Origin of the sequence: Hydrogenobacter sp. T-2 (assembly GCF_033971325.1) — a bacterium.
Lineage (GTDB): Bacteria > Aquificota > Aquificia > Aquificales > Aquificaceae > Pampinifervens > Pampinifervens diazotrophicum.
The window spans coordinates 667,781-687,600 of record NZ_CP117180.1; the positions used below are offsets into that span (position 1 = coordinate 667,781).

Annotated in this window: 15 protein-coding genes and 1 CRISPR repeat array (1 of these 16 cut by a window edge); of the genes, 10 read left to right on the forward strand and 5 right to left on the reverse strand. The window is 43.7% G+C overall.

Annotation, left to right across the window (positions count from 1 at the left end):
- Positions 1-1,126: a CRISPR direct-repeat array (repeat unit 29 nt; unit sequence CTTTCAATCCCACAATTGGCAACTAAAAC); it begins 551 nt to the left of the window's first position.
- A gap of 202 nt (positions 1,127-1,328) precedes the next feature.
- Genes rplT through IAE16_RS04005 form a run of 8 tightly spaced genes read left to right on the forward strand, consistent with a single transcriptional unit; the run spans position 1,329 to position 11,531 of the window.
- A complete protein-coding gene (gene rplT, locus IAE16_RS03970; protein WP_323701431.1) occupies positions 1,329-1,688 on the forward strand; it encodes a 50S ribosomal protein L20 in 360 nt (119 codons plus the stop codon).
- A complete protein-coding gene (gene pheS, locus IAE16_RS03975) occupies positions 1,685-2,698 on the forward strand; it encodes a phenylalanine--tRNA ligase subunit alpha (protein WP_323701432.1) in 1,014 nt (337 codons plus the stop codon). Before rplT ends, pheS begins: the two co-directional genes overlap by 4 nt.
- A 2-nt stretch (positions 2,699-2,700) precedes the next feature.
- Positions 2,701-3,906 (forward strand): MFS transporter, encoded by a 1,206-nt coding sequence (locus IAE16_RS03980; protein ID WP_323701433.1) that lies wholly within the window; start codon positions 2,701-2,703, stop codon positions 3,904-3,906.
- A gap of 8 nt (positions 3,907-3,914) precedes the next feature.
- Entirely contained in the window at positions 3,915-5,237 is a 1,323-nt protein-coding gene (locus IAE16_RS03985) for a UDP-N-acetylmuramoyl-tripeptide--D-alanyl-D-alanine ligase (RefSeq protein ID WP_323701434.1), read from the forward strand.
- A complete protein-coding gene (locus IAE16_RS03990) occupies positions 5,221-5,820 on the forward strand; it encodes a DUF8089 domain-containing protein (protein ID WP_323701435.1) in 600 nt (199 codons plus the stop codon). Before IAE16_RS03985 ends, IAE16_RS03990 begins: the two co-directional genes overlap by 17 nt.
- Before the next feature lie 40 nt (positions 5,821-5,860).
- The gene (locus IAE16_RS03995) at positions 5,861-7,171 is read left to right on the forward strand and encodes a TolC family protein (RefSeq protein ID WP_323701436.1); all 1,311 of its coding nucleotides are present in this window, start codon (positions 5,861-5,863) and stop codon (positions 7,169-7,171) included.
- Complete coding sequence (locus IAE16_RS04000) at positions 7,168-8,286, forward strand: efflux RND transporter periplasmic adaptor subunit (RefSeq protein ID WP_323701437.1); 1,119 nt, start codon at positions 7,168-7,170, stop codon at positions 8,284-8,286. The genes IAE16_RS03995 and IAE16_RS04000 overlap by 4 nt, the downstream gene beginning before the upstream one ends.
- 2 nt (positions 8,287-8,288) lie before the next feature.
- Positions 8,289-11,531 (forward strand): efflux RND transporter permease subunit, encoded by a 3,243-nt coding sequence (locus IAE16_RS04005; RefSeq protein WP_323701439.1) that lies wholly within the window; start codon positions 8,289-8,291, stop codon positions 11,529-11,531.
- Positions 11,532-11,674: 143 nt separating this feature from the next.
- Here the strand turns inward: IAE16_RS04005 and IAE16_RS04010 are convergent, their stop codons facing one another.
- From IAE16_RS04010 to IAE16_RS04030, 5 genes are all read right to left on the reverse strand, one after another.
- Positions 11,675-12,454 carry a hypothetical protein gene (locus tag IAE16_RS04010; RefSeq protein ID WP_323701440.1) on the reverse strand — a complete coding sequence of 260 codons (780 nt, stop codon included), beginning with the start codon at positions 12,452-12,454 and terminating at the stop codon, positions 11,675-11,677.
- Positions 12,455-12,773: 319 nt separating this feature from the next.
- On the reverse strand, positions 12,774-13,223 hold the full coding sequence (locus IAE16_RS04015; RefSeq protein ID WP_323701441.1) for a glycine cleavage system protein H: 450 nt from the start codon (positions 13,221-13,223) through the stop codon (positions 12,774-12,776).
- Positions 13,195-13,761 carry a class II aldolase/adducin family protein gene (locus IAE16_RS04020; RefSeq protein ID WP_323701442.1) on the reverse strand — a complete coding sequence of 189 codons (567 nt, stop codon included), beginning with the start codon at positions 13,759-13,761 and terminating at the stop codon, positions 13,195-13,197. Before IAE16_RS04020 ends, IAE16_RS04015 begins: the two co-directional genes overlap by 29 nt.
- Positions 13,749-15,062 (reverse strand): high affinity choline transporter 1, encoded by a 1,314-nt coding sequence (locus IAE16_RS04025; RefSeq protein ID WP_323701443.1) that lies wholly within the window; start codon positions 15,060-15,062, stop codon positions 13,749-13,751. Before IAE16_RS04025 ends, IAE16_RS04020 begins: the two co-directional genes overlap by 13 nt.
- Before the next feature lie 64 nt (positions 15,063-15,126).
- Positions 15,127-16,467 carry an MFS transporter gene (locus tag IAE16_RS04030; RefSeq protein WP_323701444.1) on the reverse strand — a complete coding sequence of 447 codons (1,341 nt, stop codon included), beginning with the start codon at positions 16,465-16,467 and terminating at the stop codon, positions 15,127-15,129.
- A gap of 23 nt (positions 16,468-16,490) precedes the next feature.
- On the opposite strand from IAE16_RS04030, the gene glgP (IAE16_RS04035) reads away from it, so the two are divergent.
- Positions 16,491-18,152, forward strand: a complete 1,662-nt coding sequence (gene glgP / locus IAE16_RS04035; protein WP_323701445.1) for an alpha-glucan family phosphorylase — start codon at positions 16,491-16,493, stop codon at positions 18,150-18,152.
- 5 nt (positions 18,153-18,157) lie between these two features.
- Positions 18,158-19,816 (forward strand): alpha-glucan family phosphorylase, encoded by a 1,659-nt coding sequence (glgP, locus tag IAE16_RS04040; RefSeq protein WP_323701446.1) that lies wholly within the window; start codon positions 18,158-18,160, stop codon positions 19,814-19,816.
- Positions 19,817-19,820 lie beyond the last annotated feature (4 nt).

A 19,820-nucleotide genomic window follows, 5' to 3' on the forward strand; every position in this document is an offset into this window, starting at 1 on the left:
AAAACGAAATGCCCTCAAGTTCGTTTTGCAATTCCAACTACCTTTCAATCCCACAATTGGCAACTAAAACGGTTTTTCTCTTGCGATAGGTTTTCAAGGTTGTATTCTTCTTTCAATCCCACAATTGGCAACTAAAACTGTTTTGTTTCTTAACTGGCTTGCAAGGTGGTTGAGCTTTCAATCCCACAATTGGCAACTAAAACACAGTTTTAAGTCTTGCATTATCTCTCTTGCCATCCTCCTTTCAATCCCACAATTGGCAACTAAAACGAGGGCTTACTAAATGGGAATGGAGGGGAAACATGATCTTTCAATCCCACAATTGGCAACTAAAACTAAAACGCATATAGTCGTTTACCTTTCTAAGCCTTCTTTCAATCCCACAATTGGCAACTAAAACATGCTTGTCTTTATGCTTGCTTGTACTGTTTCCTGCTTCTTTCAATCCCACAATTGGCAACTAAAACAAATATCAAACAAAAGCCCGTTTATACCTTTGCCCACCTTTCAATCCCACAATTGGCAACTAAAACTTGCCACTATCCACTCCCTCGCAGGTCTCGGAATTGCTCTTTCAATCCCACAATTGGCAACTAAAACCTAACATCTTTGCCCAGATAAAGCCGTCCGTATACACTTTCAATCCCACAATTGGCAACTAAAACGTCTGTCAAAAAATTTCTCCATCCTGTCTTCCAGCCTTCTTTCAATCCCACAATTGGCAACTAAAACTGATGCAACCGACAAAAAAAGTAGGGTTATCTTACGTTCTTTCAATCCCACAATTGGCAACTAAAACTGACTATCATCCCGACATGCCAGTGCTATTTGTATTCTTTCAATCCCACAATTGGCAACTAAAACGTGACTATCCGTGGTGGTATGGGCTAGGGCTAATGACTTTCAATCCCACAATTGGCAACTAAAACCGAACGGGGACGGCAAACTTGGTTTTGAATGGTTGTACTTTCAATCCCACAATTGGCAACTAAAACGACAAGATAAACCTAAACCATTCTACCGCCTACCGTCTTTCAATCCCACAATTGGCAACTAAAACCATGTCCTTATATTCACCGCATACCGCATGGAGAGGTCTTTCAATCCCACAATTGGCAACTAAAACCCGTTACCCTGTAACGCTAAAAAACCTTCAGCAGCAACTACTATAATAACATAGGTCCATCGCCGGAAGCAAGCATTTTTTCTCCAAGTGGCGGTAGTGCATTTTTACCTATTTCCGTAGCAGGGTGGAAATATTCCAGCGACTGCGGTTTGTCTGTGCTATAATTAAAAATTCAGTTGTCAGAAAACTGTAGGAGGCAAATATGCGTGTAAAGGGTCCATCCTCAAGGAAGTTTAAGAAGAAGATACTAAAGTTGGCAAAGGGCTTTAGAGGTCAGCGTAAGAACGTATACAGAAGGGCGAAGGAATATGTCTTTAGGGCTCTTCAGTATCAGTATAGAGATAGAAGGCAAAGAAAGAGACAGTTTAGAAGGCTCTGGATTGCTCGTATAAACGCAGCGGTCAGGGCTCATGGTTTCTCTTATAGCAAGTTTATGAATGGTCTATCAAAAGCTGGTATAACCCTAAACAGGAAGATGCTCGCAGAAATGGCAGTAAGAGACCCAGAAGGATTCTCCAAGATAGTGGAGAAGGCAAAGGAAGCGCTGGCACAACCTGTATGATAGATTTTCAGAAAGTTCAAGAAGAGCTTGAAGGTAGTATAGAGGCTATAAAAGACCTCAGCCAACTGCAACAGCTCAAGGCAAAATATCTCGGGAAAAATGGTCTCATAACCCAAGCCATAGCACGCATAAGGGAAGTGCCACCAGAAGAAAGAAAAGAATACGGGCTTAGGGTAAACAGGCTAAAGGAGTTTGCGGAAGAGCTATTCAAGAAAAAGGAAGAGGAGCTCAAAGCCCTTGAGATTGAAAAGAGACTCTCTCAGGAGTGGATTGACCTTTCTGTGCCTCTTGAGACAGAACTTGGAAGCCTTCATCCCATAACTCAGACCATGAAAAGAATAAGGGACATCTTTGTTAGTATGGGCTTTTCTGTAATGGAAGGTCCAGAGATAGAGCTTGAAGAGTATAACTTTGACATGTTAAACATTCCAAAGGAGCATCCTGCAAGGGAGATGCAGGACACCTTCTATGTAAACAAAGAGGGCTATCTCTTAAGGACGCACACCTCTCCTGTGCAGATAAGAACCATGCTCTCTCAAAAGCCACCCATATACATAATGGCACCGGGCAAGGTCTACAGAAGGGATGACGACCCAACCCATTCGCCTATGTTTCACCAAGTGGAAGGGCTTGCGGTAGATAGAGACATTAGCTTTGGACACATGAAATACACTATAGAGACCTTTTTGAAAGAATTTTTTGAAGTGGATGTGCCTGTCCGTTTTAGGGCTTCTTACTTTCCTTTTACAGAGCCTTCTGCAGAAGTAGACATAGGCTGTGTTATCTGTGGTGGTAGTGGTTGTAGGGTTTGCAAGGGAAGCGGGTGGCTTGAGGTGATGGGCTGTGGCATGGTCCACCCTCAGGTCCTCAAAAACTGCCAGATAGACCCAGAGGAGTATCAGGGCTTTGCCTTTGGAATGGGTGTGGAAAGGCTCGCCATGCTCTACTTTGGCATAGACAACATAAAGCTCTTCTATGAAAACAACCTGAGGTTTCTCAAACAATTTTAGTTATGTTAGAGGACTTCACACCACAGGAAAGGAAGGTAGTTCTTAGCATAACCTTTGCGGTTATGGTGCGTATGCTCGGTCTTTTCTTGCTTCTTCCTGTTCTTTCTCCTTACCTTGGGACTCTTGAAGGAGCTACTCCAACGCTTATTGGTCTTGCCATAGGCATATACGGTCTTGCACAAGCCATGCTTCAGATACCCTTCGGATATCTCTCCGATAAGTATGGAAGAAAGCCCATTATCTTTGTAGGCATGATTACATACGCTCTTGGGAGTTTCATGGCTGGTCTTGTTTCAAACATATGGAGCATGGTCTTTGCCCGTTTTCTACAGGGTTTTGGTGCGGTATCCTCTGCCATGGTAGCCCTTTCTGCAGACCTTACGAGGGAAGAGGTAAGGACAAGGGCTTTTGCCCACATAGGTGCTTCTATTGGACTTACCTTTGCTTTGAGTTTAACAGTAGCTCCAGTTCTTGCGGGTAAGTTTGGAGTTCCCTTTCTCTTTTTCCTTACCGCTTTTTTGAGCCTTGTGGCAACCGCATTGCTTATGCTAAAAGTTCCTGAGCCTTCCCAGAGGGCTAAAGAGCGGGAAATAAACCCATCCCTAAAAAACATCACTCTTCTCCTCACAGACAGAAACCAGCTCTTTCTTAACTTCTCCATAGCTCTGACTCATGCCCTTATGGTCCTTATATTTACCGTAGTGCCTTATGAGCTTGTTTATCTGTATAACTATCCTAAAATAAAGCATTGGGAGATATACTTACCTACGATAGTTATAGCCCTTGCCATCATGGTCCCTGCGGTAATACTTGCAGAAAAGAGAGGTAGGTTTAAAGAGGTGTTTATGCTTGCGGTTATGTTCCTTGGACTTTCTTTTCTTTCCTTTACCTTTATTGAAAACTTCTGGGGGATAGTTTTTATGGTGCTTTTCTTTTTCGTGGGCTTTAACATACTTGAGGCTCTTGTGCCGTCCCTACTTACAAGGCTAACACACAAAGACCTGAGAGGTCTTTCTCTTGGATTTTTCAACACTACCCAGTTTCTTGGAGCTTTTGCAGGTGGTATGTGGGGAGGTTATGCATTAAAGCATGGCTACATGTATATGATAAGCCTTGCACTTCTTTTGGTGTCCATATGGGGACTGTTTGCTCTTTTATGGTTTAAAGGCTTGAAACTGCCTCCAAAATTAGAAACTACAAGGGGGTAGGTGTTGATATGCTGTTAACTACTCTTGAGTTAGCTAAGCTTCTTGGAGGAAGGCATATTGGGAAGCCTGCTTCTTTTAGTGGTTTCTCAATAGACAGTAGAAGCGTGCAAGAGGGTCAGCTGTTTGTGGCAATAAAGGGCAAGGTCCACGATGGACATGACTATGCCTTGCAGGCAATTCAGAAAGGAGCGGCGGGGGTTATCTGTGAGAGAGAGCTTGAGCTACCAAAGGATACTCCTCAGATAATAGTGGAAAGTGCCTTGAAAGCTCTAAGAAGGTTTGCAAGTTGGAAGAGGGAAAACTTTAAGGGAAAGGTTGTTGCCATTGCAGGGTCTGCAGGCAAAACCACCACGAAGGAACTTACCGCCTTTTTGCTTTCTAAGGTAGGAAAGGTTTGCAAAACGCCCAGAAACTACAATTCCCAAATCGGTGTCCCTCTCTCTGTAGCTAACTTTGAAGAGGACTGTGATTTCTGGGTTGTAGAGATGGGTGCAAGCCAAAAGGGAGATGTAAAGAGGCTCGTGGAACTGGTAAAGCCACACATAAGAGCAATAACCGCCATAGGCGAAGAGCATCTTGAGACCTTTGGATGCCTTGATGATGTGGTGCTTGGAAACGGCGAAGTGTTCTACCAGATGCAGGAGGAAGATTGTGGCATATGCCCTGCTTATGTATCTCACTGCTACCATATACCCAGAAAGTTGGTTTTTGGAGATGGCAAGTTCAAAGCGGAAGACCTAAAGCTTTCCGAGGAGGGTGTGAGCTTTATAGTGGACGGAGTGCAAGTCTTTATTCCAGTGCCAAGTCTTGCGATAGTAGAGAATGCCCTCTGTGCCCTTGTCATACTTGAGGCTTTGGGTATAAACTGGAAGGGTCTTTGTGGACACCTTTCGGACTTTCACCCAGTGGAAGGTCGTTTTCGCATCCTAAGGAAGCAAGACCTACTCCTCATAGATGACGCCTACAATGCGAACCCTCCCTCTGTAAGGATGGCTCTGAGAAGTTTGAGCCTTTTCAATGATAAAAAAATTGCGGTCTTAGGTGATATGTTAGAGCTTGGAGCGGACTCTGAGAAATACCATAGGGAAGTGGGAAGGCTCTGTGCAGAGCTTGGTATAGATGTGTGTCTTTTCTTTGGAGAGAATATGAGGCATGCTTACGAAGAGTGCAGAAAGCGTAAGGAAGGGTGCTTCTTTTTTAAATCTCATGAGCAAGTTCTTCGTTGGCTTCTTTGGAATATTCATGAAAAAGCGGTTATACTTTTTAAAGGTTCAAGAGGTATGAGTATGGAGCAGTTAGTGGAGGGGATGATTAATGGCAAAGTTTGTTGATGTTTATAAGATACTTGAAGGTGGCATCCTCTTCCATACAAGGCTTGAGAAACTCAAATATCAGGAGGGTATGCTTTATCTGAAGACAACGCCCTTGGCGGGAAGGTTTATATTGACAGGAGACATTATAAACCTTGGATACATGAGCTTCGTTATTCCGGGAAGAATAGTAGGTAAAAGCAACCAGATAATAGTAAACATCTTCTACACAGGTGAAGGGAAACTTGGAGATAGGAGCAAACCAAGGGTTCCAGTCCAAAAGGATCAAACCTTTATGGTTCTTCTTAAAATTGACGGTGTCTTCCGTGCCTTTGTGCCTCTTGATATATCAGAAGGCGGTTTCTCTCTTGTGGTGACAGATACCTCCATAATACCAGAAATGCTAAATAAGAGATTAGATTTCAAAATTACGGGTAGGGAAGAGCTTTCGGGAGTATCTGGTAGTGCAAGGCTTGTAGGTATAATGGAGGAAAACACCTCTACTTCAAAGCTATCTTTTGAAGTAGATGTGGACGATGTCAGTTCTACGAAGATTAGGCTATACGCTATAAATACTATTAAGAGGTTGTTAAGTGATGCTTGACATATTAGAATATAATGATATAATTATACGGTGATAAGCTATGAGAATAGTGGTTTTCCTTCTAACGCTTTTGAGTTTGGCTCTGGCAAGGGAGCTTGAACTAAGAGAGGCTATAGAGCTCGCCATTAGAAACAATTACCTTATAAAGTCCGCACAGAGGGATATTAAGGCTCAGGAGCTGGAGCTAAAGGCGGCAAAGGGTGCTCTCTTTCCCAGAATAAAGGTGGAAGAGACCTTCACAAGAACCGATGTGCCAGCCTATGCCTTTATGAGCAGGTTAAATCAGGAAAGGATAACCATGCAGGACTTTGACCCTGCAAGACTAAACAATCCAAAGGCTATAAACAACTTTGAGACAAAGTTTACCCTTGAAGTTCCCATATGGCTTGGTGGCAAGGTGCAGTCCGCACAGAAAATGGCGGAGTATGAATACAAGGCTGTGAGCCTTGAGGCGGAAAGAAGGAAAGAAGAGGTTATAAGGCAAGTATACAACGCTTACATGGATGCGGTGCTTGCCAAAGAAAGCATAAAGGTTGCAGAGCAGGCGGTCGAAGATGCAAAGGAACATCTTAGGCTCGCAGAGCAGATGCATAAGGTTGGTCTTGCATTGCTCTCTGACGTGTTAAGAGCAAAGGTATACCTCTCAAAGGCTGAGGAAAACTTACAAAAGGCTATAAGAGGCTATCAAACCGCAAAGAAGGGTCTTGAGCTTGTGGTGGGTGTCCCTCTTGGAGACTTTGAGGTTCAAGAAGTAGCACACTGCCCACAGATAGATATAAACCATCTCAGAGAAAAGGTTCAAAACAGAAAAGACATAAAGGCTCTTGAAGAAAGGCTTAAGATGCTTGAAGAAGCCTACAGGTTTACCCTTTCAGATAACCTGCCGCAGGTTTTTGCCTTCGCTCAGTATTTCCTTAACTCAAAGGACCACCCCCTTGGTGCGGACGGCAAGGGCTATCTCGCAGGTGTAAGCGTGTCCTGGACCTTTGACACAGGGCTTACAACCCTAAGAAGGGCTCAGGCAAACTTAGAGAGGAGAGCAAGCCTTCAAGAAAGGTTAAAGCTCCTTAGGGATTCTGCCCTCTTTGACCTCAATAGGTCTTATGCGGAGTATGAAAACGCACTTGATATGCTCAGGTCCGCAGAAGACAGAATAAGGGCAAGTCAAGAGGTTTTGAGGGTTATGGAGCTAAGATATAGGAACGGACTTGCCAGAATGGTAGATATCTTAGACGCTCAAACGGAGCTTGATAAGGCAAGACTTGAAAGAGTTCAGGCAATAAACGCATGCCATAAGGCTTATATGGATGTCCTTTATAATGCAGGTTCTGTGGAGGAGGTAAAGAGATGAAGGGCTGGATAAAGTATGCAGTCTTTGTTTTGATAATACTTGCCATGGTAGTCTGGCTTGGGGGATTCCTCACAAAGAAGGAAAAGGCTGGTGAAATCTCCAAAGAGGCAAAGGTGGTTCAGGGTATAAGCATTGGCACTGTGGAAAAGCTCTCAGAAGTTCTAAGTCCATATACTGGTCAGATAGTAGCGGACAAGAGAGTAGAGGTTTCCACCAGAATTATGGGAAGGGTAAAGAGCGTTCTTGTTAAGGAGGGCGATAGCGTAAGGGTTGGTCAGCTTCTTGTAAGCATAGATGCGGAAGACATTCAGGCTCAGACAGAGGCTGTAAATCATCAGATAGCTCAGGCAGAGCAGGCACTCAGGTCTGCGATTGCAAACTACGAAGCGGTGAGAAAAACCTTTGAAAGGTATTCTGCTCTCTTGAAGGAAGGAGCTATAACTCAGCAGGAGTTTGACCAAGTAAAAGCCCAGTTTGAGTCCGCACAAGCACAGGTAGAACAGGCAAGGGCGGGAGTAAGGGCAGTTCAAAGCCAAAGGCAAGCTATAGCAAGTAACATAAAGTATGCCAACATTACATCACCGGTAAGTGGTTATGTGGTTCAAAAAAGGGTAGATGTGGGAGACATTGCAGTGCCTGGTCATCCGCTCCTTGTGGTAGAAGCTCCTCCATACTTCTTTGAAGCCTTCTTACCAGAGAGGTTTGTGGGTAAGGTCAGAATAGGTCAAGAGTATGAGGTAAGCGTGTCTGGACTTGGAAAGACTTTGAGGGGTAAAGTGGTAGAAGTTTCACCTGCACTTGACCCTGCTACGAGAACCTTTAGGGTCAAGGTAAGGTTAGAGAATGCGGAAGGGATTAAGAGCGGTATGTATACAAGCCTTCTAATACCCGAAAGTGTAGATGTGCTCCTTGTCCCAGAAAGTGCTATAGTAAGACGCTTTGATTTCACGGGTGTTTGGGTAGTAAAGCCTGATAATACTCTTGAGTTGAGATTTGTAAAGCTCGGTGAGAAAAGGGGTGATAGGGTGGAAGTGCTATCGGGTCTAAGAGAGGGTGAAAGGATAGTTATTGAGGGCATAGAAAAAGCCTGCGAAGGTTGTAGGGTAGGAGGCTGAGCATGTATGGTTTTGCAGGAAGGCTTGCTAACTACTTTATAGACTCAAAGCTAACTCCTGTCCTAATATTGGTTTCTCTCGCCTTAGGTCTATTTGCGGTTATTACCACTCCAAAGGAGGAAGAGCCACAGATAGTGGTTCCTATGATAGATATAATGATAGCCTATCCTGGTGCTACTCCTGAAGAGGTGGAGAGGAGGGTTGTGGCACCTCTTGAGAAAAAGCTTTGGGAACTGAAGGATATTGAATACATATACTCCGCCAGTATGGAAGGAATGGCGGTGGTAACCGCACGTTTTTATGTGGGCACAAACCCAGTAAAGGCTCTTGTGGACCTAAACACCAAGATGATGTCTGCGATGGACTTGGCACCCCCTGGAGTTATCCTACCACCTCTTATAAAGCCCAAGTCCATAGATGATGTGCCTATACTAACCCTTACCCTTTGGGGTAAGAACTACGACTATTATGACCTGAGGCGAATAGCTGAAGCTCTTGAGAACGAGATAAAAAAGGTTCAAAACGTGGCGGATGTTTTCTTGGTGGGAGGCAGACCAAGACAAGTTCGCATAATTCTTGACCCACAAAGAATGGCAGCTTACGGTATTTCTCCCCTCTATGTAGCTCAGGTTATACAATCCGCCAACGCACAAGGTCTAAGCGGTAAGGTAGTCCAGGGTGGGAAAGAGTATGTGGTAAGAACTGGAGAGTTTTTAAGGTCTAAGGAAGATGTGGAAAACATAGTGGTTGGTGTTTTCAATTCAAGACCAGTTTATATGAAGGATATAGCCACAGTAGTGGATGGTCCCTCTGAAATAAAAGACTACGTGCTTATGGGCTTTGGTCCTCAGCATAGGGAAAAGGGTATTGAGGGGGTAAAGCCTGGGGAGCTTTATCCTGCTGTCACCATAGCGGTCTCTAAGAGGATAGGAACCAATGCGGTAGAGGTAGCCAAGGAGGTGCTTGACCTTGTAGAACACTTAAAGGGTAAGATAATACCTAAGGACTTAAACATAACCATAACGAGAAACTACGGAGAGACCGCAAAAGAAAAGGCGGACACTCTTATAAAGAAGCTCATAATAGCCACCTTCTCTGTGATACTTCTCATTGCAGTCGCCCTTGGCTTTAAGGAAGCCATAGTGGTAGGCATCGCAGTGCCTGTAACCCTTGCCATAGCCCTATTTCTCAGTCAAGTCTTTGGCTTTACCCTAAACAGGGTTACCCTCTTTGCCCTTATCTTTGCCATAGGTATACTTGTGGACGATGCCATAGTGGTAGTGGAGAACGTGCACCGCTGGTTTGAGCTAAAGTTAGCAAAAACACCAAGAGAAGCAATAGTAAGAGCAACAGACGAGGTAGGAAACCCCACCATATTAGCAACCTTTACCGTTATCGCAGCCCTTATGCCCATGGCTTTCGTGACAGGTCTTATGGGTCCCTACATGAGACCAATACCCATAAATGCTTCTGTTGCCATGTTCTTCTCCCTGCTGGTTGCCTTTATCATAACTCCATGGGCGAGCTACATACTTTTAAGAGATAAATTTGACAAGGAACACGAAAAACACGAAATTAACATAAAGGAGACAAGCTTCTGGAAGATATACTCTCGTCTAATGGTGCCTCTACTTACAAGTAAGCCTAAAAGATATGCCTTTTATGCCTTTACCTTTGCCCTTATGGGTCTTTCGGTGGGTCTTTTGGTCACAAAAGCGGTAGTGGTTAAGATGCTACCTTATGACAACAAGAGCGAGCTTCAGATAGTCATAGACATGCCTGAGGGCACACCCCTCGAGAAAACCCTTGAAGCAACAAGAGTCATAGGAGACTACATTTCAAGACAATCCATAGTGACCGACTATCAGGTATATGTGGGAACATCCTCACCCTTTAACTTCAATGGTCTTGTAAGACACTACTATTTGCGTCAAGGTTCAAACCTTGCGGATATTCAAGTAAATCTCATAAACAAGGACAAACGCGAGGAACAGTCCCACGACTTTGCCAAGCGGATAAGACCTGCGGTTCATGAAATAGCACAAAAATACGGTGCCAAGTATGTGGCGGTTGTGGAAGTCCCACCAGGACCACCCGTGCTATCTCCCATCGTAGCAGAAGTCTACGGTACAGACCTCAAGGTCCAACAAGAGTTTGCCAGAGAAGTGCTTAAGGTATTCAAGGAGAGCAAAAGCGTAACAGATGAAGGCATATACCTTGAAGACCCTGCCCCTATGCTTAGACTTGTGGTAAAAGAAGACAAGGCAAAGTTGGCAGGTCTCTCAAAGCAGGAGATAGTTTACACGCTACATGCCCTCCTCGGAGGACACCAAGCAGGCATAATGCAGAACACGGATACAGAGCATACGCCAATAATTGTCAGGTTTGACGAAAAGTATAGAACCATAGATACGCTAAAGATGCTACAAATCCCCACAAGAGATGGCAAAAGGGTGCCCCTTTCAGAGCTTGTGGAAATAAAGGAAGACACCATTCCCACCACCATATACCGTAAAAACCTTAGGCGCGTGGTCTATGTGATAGGTGATGTGGCGGGAAGAGAAGAAGCACCCTTCTATGGCATACTTGACGTGAGGTCTAAGATAAAGAACCTGCCCAACCCCTACGGAGAGGTGAAGGAGCTTTGGATGTCTCTGCCTCTTATAGAGGATGGTGTATATGTTAAGTGGGACGGAGAGATGCACATAACCCTTGAGGTCTTCAGAGACCTTGGCTTAGCCTTTGGCGTTGCCCTTTTTGTCATGTATGTTCTCATACTGGCTTGGTTCAAAGACTTTAAGATACCAGGTATAATCATGGCACCCATACCCCTCACATTGGTGGGTATAATCCCAGGGCATCTTATAATGAATGCCTTCTTTACTGCTACCTCCATGATAGGTTTTATAGCTTTGGCTGGTATAATAGTGAGAAACTCTATCCTCTTGGTGGACTTTGCAGAAGAGAGGATAAAGGACGGAGTGCCACCTCACCTTGCGGTGGTAGAAGCAGGAGTAATAAGGACAAGACCTATTCTTCTTACCGCTATAGCGGTTATAGTGGGTGCCTTTGTTATAATCTTTGACCCCATATTCAACGGTCTTGCCATATCTCTAATATTTGGAACTATAGGCTCTACAACCCTCACCCTCGTGCTCATACCTGTGATGTATTACGCAAGCAAGGTAAAGAGGATGGATACACTGCCCACTGCGGAAGAGGTGCAAAGGGATATCCTCAAGTAAAGGGTAGTGTCCCTTTGCCAATATTCTCTACAGAAGGGAGGAACTCTGGGCTTTTATGGACTACTAAGTAGATTTAAAAGAGAAAACCCTTCATAAGGTCTCCTGCATCCTTATGTGGAGGAAGGGTTAAGAGAAAAGTTTGGTTATAGATGAGAGTAAAGGACTACCTCCATAAGGATATCAAAGGCATGGAAGTGGGCATACCACATACCTGATGCTATTTTAGCTACCGTAAGCGTATTGTTTTTGTTGTTTTTATTCAGGTATTGGAAAAGGTATATATAGAAGAATTTTTCTGTATCTGTAGGAAAGTAGCCTTCCAAAACTTTCTTCACATGAGTATCCTGAGGGAATATGTATTTTATGCACTCTGGGTTTTCTATTTTTAATTCCAACCCCGCAACCAGTATAACATCCCTAAGAATAAAGGACGCTATTTTCTCACCTACTTGCTTAATCTTACGAAGCTCCATATATGCCTTTTCAATGCTTTCCTCAATCAGCCCTTTTATGTGGTTATAGATATTATAGTTTCCAGGAAACTTTCTCATGTATTCTATTAGAGATATAATGTGTTCTTCGTCAGGTTTGGGTATTTTTAGACTTTCTATGTGGTTTTTAAGCTCTTCTATGGGCTTTGCCTTGTCTTCTAAATCTGACAAGACCCTGCTAACCTTTGAAAAAATTTCATCGGAGAGTTCTTGACGTCTTCCTCTATAGAAGGAATGCTTTAGGAAAAACTCTAAAGCAAGGTATGGGTTTTCCCTTAGGTTTTCGTCAGTATAATCCCTATTGTGTAGATAAACTTTCCTGTATCTCTCTCCGTATTCTTCAAAAAAGGGCAAAAGTTTCTCATTATAAGCCAGTAGCGTTTCTTGAGCCATTAGCCTTAAGTTTCCTTTGTGTAATATCAAAGTTTCCATATATCTACAATATAACACAGTTTTTTCATGGGTCAATCTTGACAAGGGTCTTTGTTAAATTTGAGCATGTATTCCTTTCTTCTTTTTCTGCTTGGATATGCGGTGATAAGTTTTATACAATCCTTTTCAATCCTATATGGCACTTCCCACACATAGGAATTGAGGCATAGTATTATAAGCCATTGTCCACTATATTGCTCATTTTCATTTGGTATAACATAAAGCACCTTACCCTCAGCTATTGCACGAACTATGGAAGGAAAGTCTATACCTCTTTCCGATAAGAGCTTTAAATTTTTATCCTCATCCCATCAAAACTTCATTCCCCCTTACACTCTACACCCTCTCTATCTATGTATTCTTGCATTTTTCTAACCGCTTCCTCTCCAGTAACCAAGTCCTTTAGGTCTCTTTCAAGGTTTGTAGGTTTTAGCCTTGCTATCCAACCCTTGGTGTATGGATAGTCGTTTATGAGGTCTGGGGTGTCAAAAAGTTCTTCGTTTCTTTCTACCACCTCTCCCTCTATGACTGCTGGGACTGGTCCTGTCCACTTTCCGCTTTCAAGGCTCGCTATAGGCTTTCCCTTTGGCACATGTTTGCCTACCGCCTTTATCCTTACATTTACCATTCTACCTGCCCTTGTTTGACCTATGTCTGTAGCTCCAACTACCACTGTGCCATCTGGCTCAAGCCTATACCATACTTGATTTTCTATGTCGTAGTAAAGCTCTGGTGGAATTTTACAGCCTTTGTATTTTACCTCGCTCATAGAGGAGTATTTTACAAGAACGCTCAAGGACAGAAATATGAGCATAAGCATAAAAGGGGTCAAGGTCTGCGGAAAATACTCCATGAGACCTCACCACCACGAGCCTTGAAGACCTCAGAACAGAAGCTACCGCCCTTGCAAGCTCCAAACTTCCAGAGGGATAGGCTGGGATTATTTGAACCCTTCCAAGAAGGCCTTTGCCCTCGGAGTCTATTGGTTCTATGTAGTCCCTTTCAAAGGACAAAAGGGTTGCTCCAACGGGGTGTGCGTGCACTACCGAAAGGTAGTCTGTCTGCAAGTATATCTCTCTGTGGACCACGAGCTCTGAGGAAGCTCTATCCGAAAGAGGATGTTCTTCCTGTAAGGGAAGGGATATAAAATCCCAATCTTGAAGGTTTCCAAGATGACTTCCTCTACGCGTTATGACTATCTTGTCCTTTAACCTTGCTGATAGGTTGCCTGCCCTTGCATCTACAAGACCTTCTGTATAGAGGAGCTTTCCTACCTGCTTTAGTTTTCTTACTGCTATCTCTTCCATATGAGAGTAAAAAGTATATAGGAGCTTATACTAAAGCCAAGACCTACAAGAAGAGCAAAGTCGTTGTGGAAAACATACTCAAGCAGAGCCCAGCTGAAAAATCCAGAAAGCATGGAGGCTATGGCGGACACTGGGTTTGAACCCTTAAAGTAAAGCCCTGCGGTAAGAGGAACAAAGAGGGATACAAGGCTCAAGGCTGAGGAGCTTGCCACAAGATGATATATGGACTCCCCAGAGAGAGCAAACATAAGGGACGCAAGGGAAACTAAGACTACACAAGCCCTCGTAAGCCACAGAAAGCCTTTGTCTGAGAGATTTCTTATATACGGCTTTATAAGGTTTTCACTAAGCACCGACGCAGGAGCAAGCACTGCAGCGCTTGCGGTGCTCATAATGGCAGAAAGCAGTGCACCAAAAAAGAGCACCTTTGTGGGGAGGCTCGCATGCTCCATTATCATAGTGGGAAGCATAAGCTGTGGGTCTATATCCAAAAGCTCGGGATACCTTGTCCTTGCAAAAACCGCAAGGATGAGAGGTATAAGGGCTACAGTAAGATACATAAAACCTGCGGATATACTTGAAAGCACCGCAACCCTTTCGCTCCTTGATGCCATAACCCTTTGGAACACATCCTGCTGAGGGATAGAGCCAAGTCCTATGGTAATCCATGCGGATATGTAAAGGAGTATTTCTTTGATGCTTGGCTCTGGGAAAAACCTGTAGTAATCTAATGGTTGGGAAGCAAGGACTGGAGCTATCTGAGAAAAGCCAGAGGAAACCTCATAAAGCACTGCGATTAAACCCACTATTATCATTATAGTTTGCAAGAAGTCTGTAAGGGACACCGCCCACATACCACCCAAAAAGGTATAAAAAAGCACCACACCAAAACCCAAGAGTATACCCCACAGGAGAGGAACTCCCAACACGAGCTGAAGGATAACTCCTATGGCTACCATCTGTGCACCCACCCACCCAAAATAGGAAAACACTATCATAAAACTTGCCACCACCTCCGCCTTTCTGCCATACACCACTCTGTAGAAATCTCCCATAGTAAGGAGGTTCATCCTGTATAGAGGCTTGGCAAAGAAAAGACCTATGAGGATAAGACACAGTGCTGCTCCAAAGGGGTCTTCTATAACGCCCAAAAGCCCCTCCTTTGCCATCACGGAAGAAGCACCAAGCACCGTCTCTGAGCCAAACCATGTGGCAAAGGATACAAAGGTAGCCATGTAGAGGGGAAGGCTTCTGCCAGCCAGTATGTAGTCCTTTGAATTTTTAACGAGCCTTAATGCCAAAACTCCTATAAGGAGAGTGCCTAATATATACAGAAGGATAAACCCCAAAAGCATGCCATTTATTTTATGAAATTTCCTCTAAGGGTTTACCCTTTGTTTCCATTCCCCTAAAAGCCCATATAACAAAGGCAACAAAGCCCACAAGCCAGAAAAGGGCAAGCCCAAGCATGGCATATTTGAAACCAAACTGAGAGAGGCTTACGAGAAATAGAGGAGAAAAGGCACCAGAAAGCCTGCCTATTATAGACAAGATTCCTATGGCGTACGCCCTTATATAGGAGGGATATATCTCCGTTGCTATTACATAGGCAACAGAGGCAAAGGAAAAGGCTATAAGGGAGTATACAAAGAAGGTAAGCCTTATGTCAAAACCCAAGAGGAAAGAAAGGCTAAGAAGGGCTGACGCCAAGCTAATGAGAATGCCAAGGGGAATTCTTCCCACCTTATCCACAAGCAGAGCCACCACAAGCCCGCCTATAAGCCCACCAAGACTTCCCAACGTGAGAAGTTGAGGTATTTCCTTACTGCTTAGAGAGTAAACCTCAGAAAGTATTACGGGAAGCAAGGTTATCATGCCATAGTAGGTGGTAAGGATAGTAAAACTCATGCTGGCACTAAAGAGAAAACGCCACTTGTATCTGCCTAAGATTATCTTTGACGCATCTAAGATATTTCCCTCAAAAACTGGCACTTGGCATGTCTCTTGGCTTTTTCTACCACCTGCTTGTATTTCAATTCTGCTCACTATCCTCTCCGCTTCTTCTATCCTACCCTTTGAAAGAAGCCATCTTGGAGATTCTGGAACATAAAGCCTTACAAACACCACCAAAATAGCTAATGCTCCACCAAAAAAGTATGCGACACGCCACGCAAGCTCCTCATCTATTACCTTAAGTAGCCCTATAGCACTGAGAGATGCCATAAGGCTTCCAAGATTCCAAAGTGCGGTTATTGTGCCATCTACTTTTCCTCTGTGCCTTGATGGGACAAACTCGTCTATGGCGGACTGTATGGCGGCGAACTCGCCACCAAGCCCAGCACCTGCAAGGATTCTAAAGAGCAGGGCAGTTTCAAAGCTGTTGGCAAAGCCAGTCAGAAAAGTGCCACCTGCGTAGAGCAAAAGGGTAATAAGAAAGAGCTTTTTTCTGCCGTATTTGTCCGCAAGGTAGCCAAAGATAAGCGAACCTATTATCGCACCCAATAGGAAACCGCTCACCATCATAGAGCTTTGCTGTGGTGTAAACTCAAGGCTTTTTGCCATGGGTTTTAGAACCGCACTCACTATCACCACCTCGAAGGCGTCGAGCACCCAAGTGATACCAAGAGCAAAGACAAAGCGTGTATGAAAGCCCGTCCAGGGCAGGCTATCGAGCCTACAGGTTATATCTGTGTTTATGAGCCTCACGATGCTATAAAATATAAACCATCATGATAGCTTACTTTGTAATGGAATTGGGGCTTGAAGACAATATGCCTCTATATAGTGGAGGTTTGGGAACACTTGCAGGGGATACCCTTTTTTCCTATGCGGATATGGATATTCCTGCAGTTTGCATTACCCTGCTTTACAAAAGAGGCTACAACCTTCAGAAAATAACTCCTCACGGCATGCAGCTGGACTTTGACGCCCTTTGGGACTACAAGCGATATCTCAAAAAACTTGACGCGGAAGTAGAAATATTCTTTGGAGACTTAAAGCAGAAGGTTACCTGCTGGGAGTATTGGGTCAGGTCAAAGGGGGATGTGAGGGTTTTGTTTCTTGATGCTGACATAGAGGGTAATGACCCAGAGATAAGGAAGCTAAACAGCAAGCTATACTTTGACGATGGTCTCTATAGGCTCAGACAGGAAATACTCTTAGGAATTGGGGGTTATAGAATCCTAAAAGCCCTTGGCTATCCTATCCATGTTTATCATATGAACGAAAGCCACTCTGCTTTTCTTGTAGTAGAGCTTCTCAAAGAGCTAGGTAGCATAGAAGAAGTGAAAAAAAGGTGCGTTTTTACAACCCACACACCAGTCCCCGCAGGTCACGATAGGTTTCCACTGGATATGGTAAAGGAGGAGCTAAAGGCATATAACCACATAGATTGGGAAAAGGAAGCGGAAGGAGGAAATATAAACCTCTCTTTACTTGCCTCTAAGTATTCTGGTAAGGTAAACGCAGTTTCTCACAGGCACAAGTTTGTAACCGCTGGTATCTTTCCAGAGCTTGGTGAAGATATTGAGTATGTCACAAACGGCGTATACCACAAAAGATGGGTCCACGAGGAAATACAGGAACTTTTCAACGAGTATATACCCGGTTGGGACGAGAATCCTATCCTGCTCCAAAGAGCCCATGAAATACCCTCAGAACTTCTACTCAAGAAGCATAACAAGATAAAAAGCGACCTTGTAAACCTTGTGAATAAACAGACAGATGCAAGCTTTTCTGACGATATATTTACAATAGGCATAGCAAGAAGAGTAACACCATATAAAAGAAACGACCTAATACTAAGAGATATAGACCGGCTGATACACATAGCGGAGAACATTGGTGAGATTCAGATTGTCTTTGCAGGCAAGGCACATCCAAGAGATAGTTTGGGAAAAGAAATAATAAAGAATATCTTTGAGAAGATAAGGCTAATAAAAGAGAAAACAAAGGCTGTAAAGGTTGCCTTTCTTGAAAACTACGGCATAGATATGGCAAAGCTTCTGATAGCAGGGTCTGATGTATGGCTTAACAATCCCAAAAGACCCTACGAAGCCTGTGGAACAAGCGGTATGAAAGCGGGAATGAACGGAGTTTTGAACTTTTCCACATGGGATGGCTGGTGGCTTGAAGGTGGTATAGAGGGAGTAAACGGATGGGGTATTGGCCCAAAGCCAAGCTGGCAAGATATGACCGAATCCAAAGACGAGGAAGACCTCGAAGACTTGTATGGAAAGTTAGCTTATGTGATCATACCTACCTTTTACAAGCACAGGGACGAGTGGGTTCGGCTCATGAAAAACAGCATAGCCACCATAGGCTCTCACTTTAATACCCACAGGATGGTAAGCGAATATATTAGTAAGGTTTATAAAATTGGTCTGAGGTGAGAAACATGATAGCTTACTTTGTGATGGAGGTGGGGCTTGAAGGTCAGATGGCAACCTACAGTGGCGGACTGGGAGTTCTTGCAGGTGACACACTTATGTCCTTTGCAGACCTTGGAGTTCCTGTTGTAGCAGTTACGCTTCTTTACAGAGGTGGATACCTTCAGCAAAGGATAGGACCAAGGGGTGAACAGATTGAATATGAACAAAGATGGTATCAGAGGAAGTTTCTGAAAAAGCTGGATTTAAAGGTGGAAGTTCCCTTTAGCGACAGGGTTCAAAAGGCTACATGCTGGGAATATACTCCTGGTCTGGGGGATAGCTTGCGAATATTCTTCTTGGATGCAGACCTTCCAGAAAACTACCCCGAGATTAGAAACCTAAACCAAAGGCTCTACTGGGCAAATGGCATTTACAGACTGCGACAAGAGATACTCTTAGGAATTGGAGGCTACAGACTCCTAAAGGCTCTTGGTTATGAACCGCAGGTTTATCACATGAACGAAAGCCACTCCGCACTATTACTTGTAGAACTCCTAAAGGAACTCAAGGACGAAGAGAAAGTTAGAAGAAGATGTTTATTCACTACACATACACCTGTTCCCGTAGGTCATGATCGCTTTCCAGTAAATATGGTAAAGGAAGAACTAAAGTCATACGACCATATGAACTGGGATAGGGAAGTAGAAGATGGGCATATAAACCTTTCAAAGCTCGCAGTGAAATATTCTGGTTATGTCAATGCGGTTTCTCTCAAGCATATGTATGTATCAAGGGAAATTTTCCCAGAAAGAGAGGACATAGATTATGTGACCAACGGTGTGCATCATGTAAGATGGATCCACGAAGAGCTTAAGGGACTTTTTAATTATTACATTCCGGGGTGGAACTCAAACCCGATGCTTTTACAGCAGGTTCATTTCATCCCTTCTCACCTTCTTTACGAAAAACATGAAAGGATAAAAGGGCAACTCATAAACCTTGTAAATAAACAGACAGATGCCAGCTTTTCCAGCGATGTGCTCACCATAGGTATAGCAAGGAGAATAACACCATACAAAAGAAATGACCTTATACTTATGGATATTAATAGACTGATAGAGATAGCAGAATCCTGTGAAGGTATACAGCTAGTTTTTGCTGGGAAATCCCATCCGAGAGATGAAGGCGGAAAAGGGATTATAAAAAACATCATTGAAGCTTCACATTACGTAAAAAGCAGGACAAAAAGACTAAAGATAGCCTTTATTGAAAACTATGATATAGACACAGCAAAAATCTTAGTTTCTGGTTGCGATGTGTGGTTAAACACACCAAAAAGGCCCTACGAAGCCTGTGGAACAAGCGGTATGAAAGCAGGGATGAACGGGGTTTTGAACTTTTCCACATGGGATGGATGGTGGCTTGAGGGTGGCATAGAGGGGATAAACGGCTGGGGTATTGGCCCAAAACCCAGTTGGCAGGATAACACACCCTCTGATGACCTTCAGGATATGAAGGACCTATACAACAAGCTCCAGTATAACATAGTCCCCACCTACTACACCAAAAGGGAAGAATGGGTAAAGCTTATGAAAAATAGCATAGCTACAATAGGACCCTTTTTCAATAGCCACAGAATGGTTAACGAGTATATTAGTAAGATACATATAAACCTTTTGAGGTGAAAGA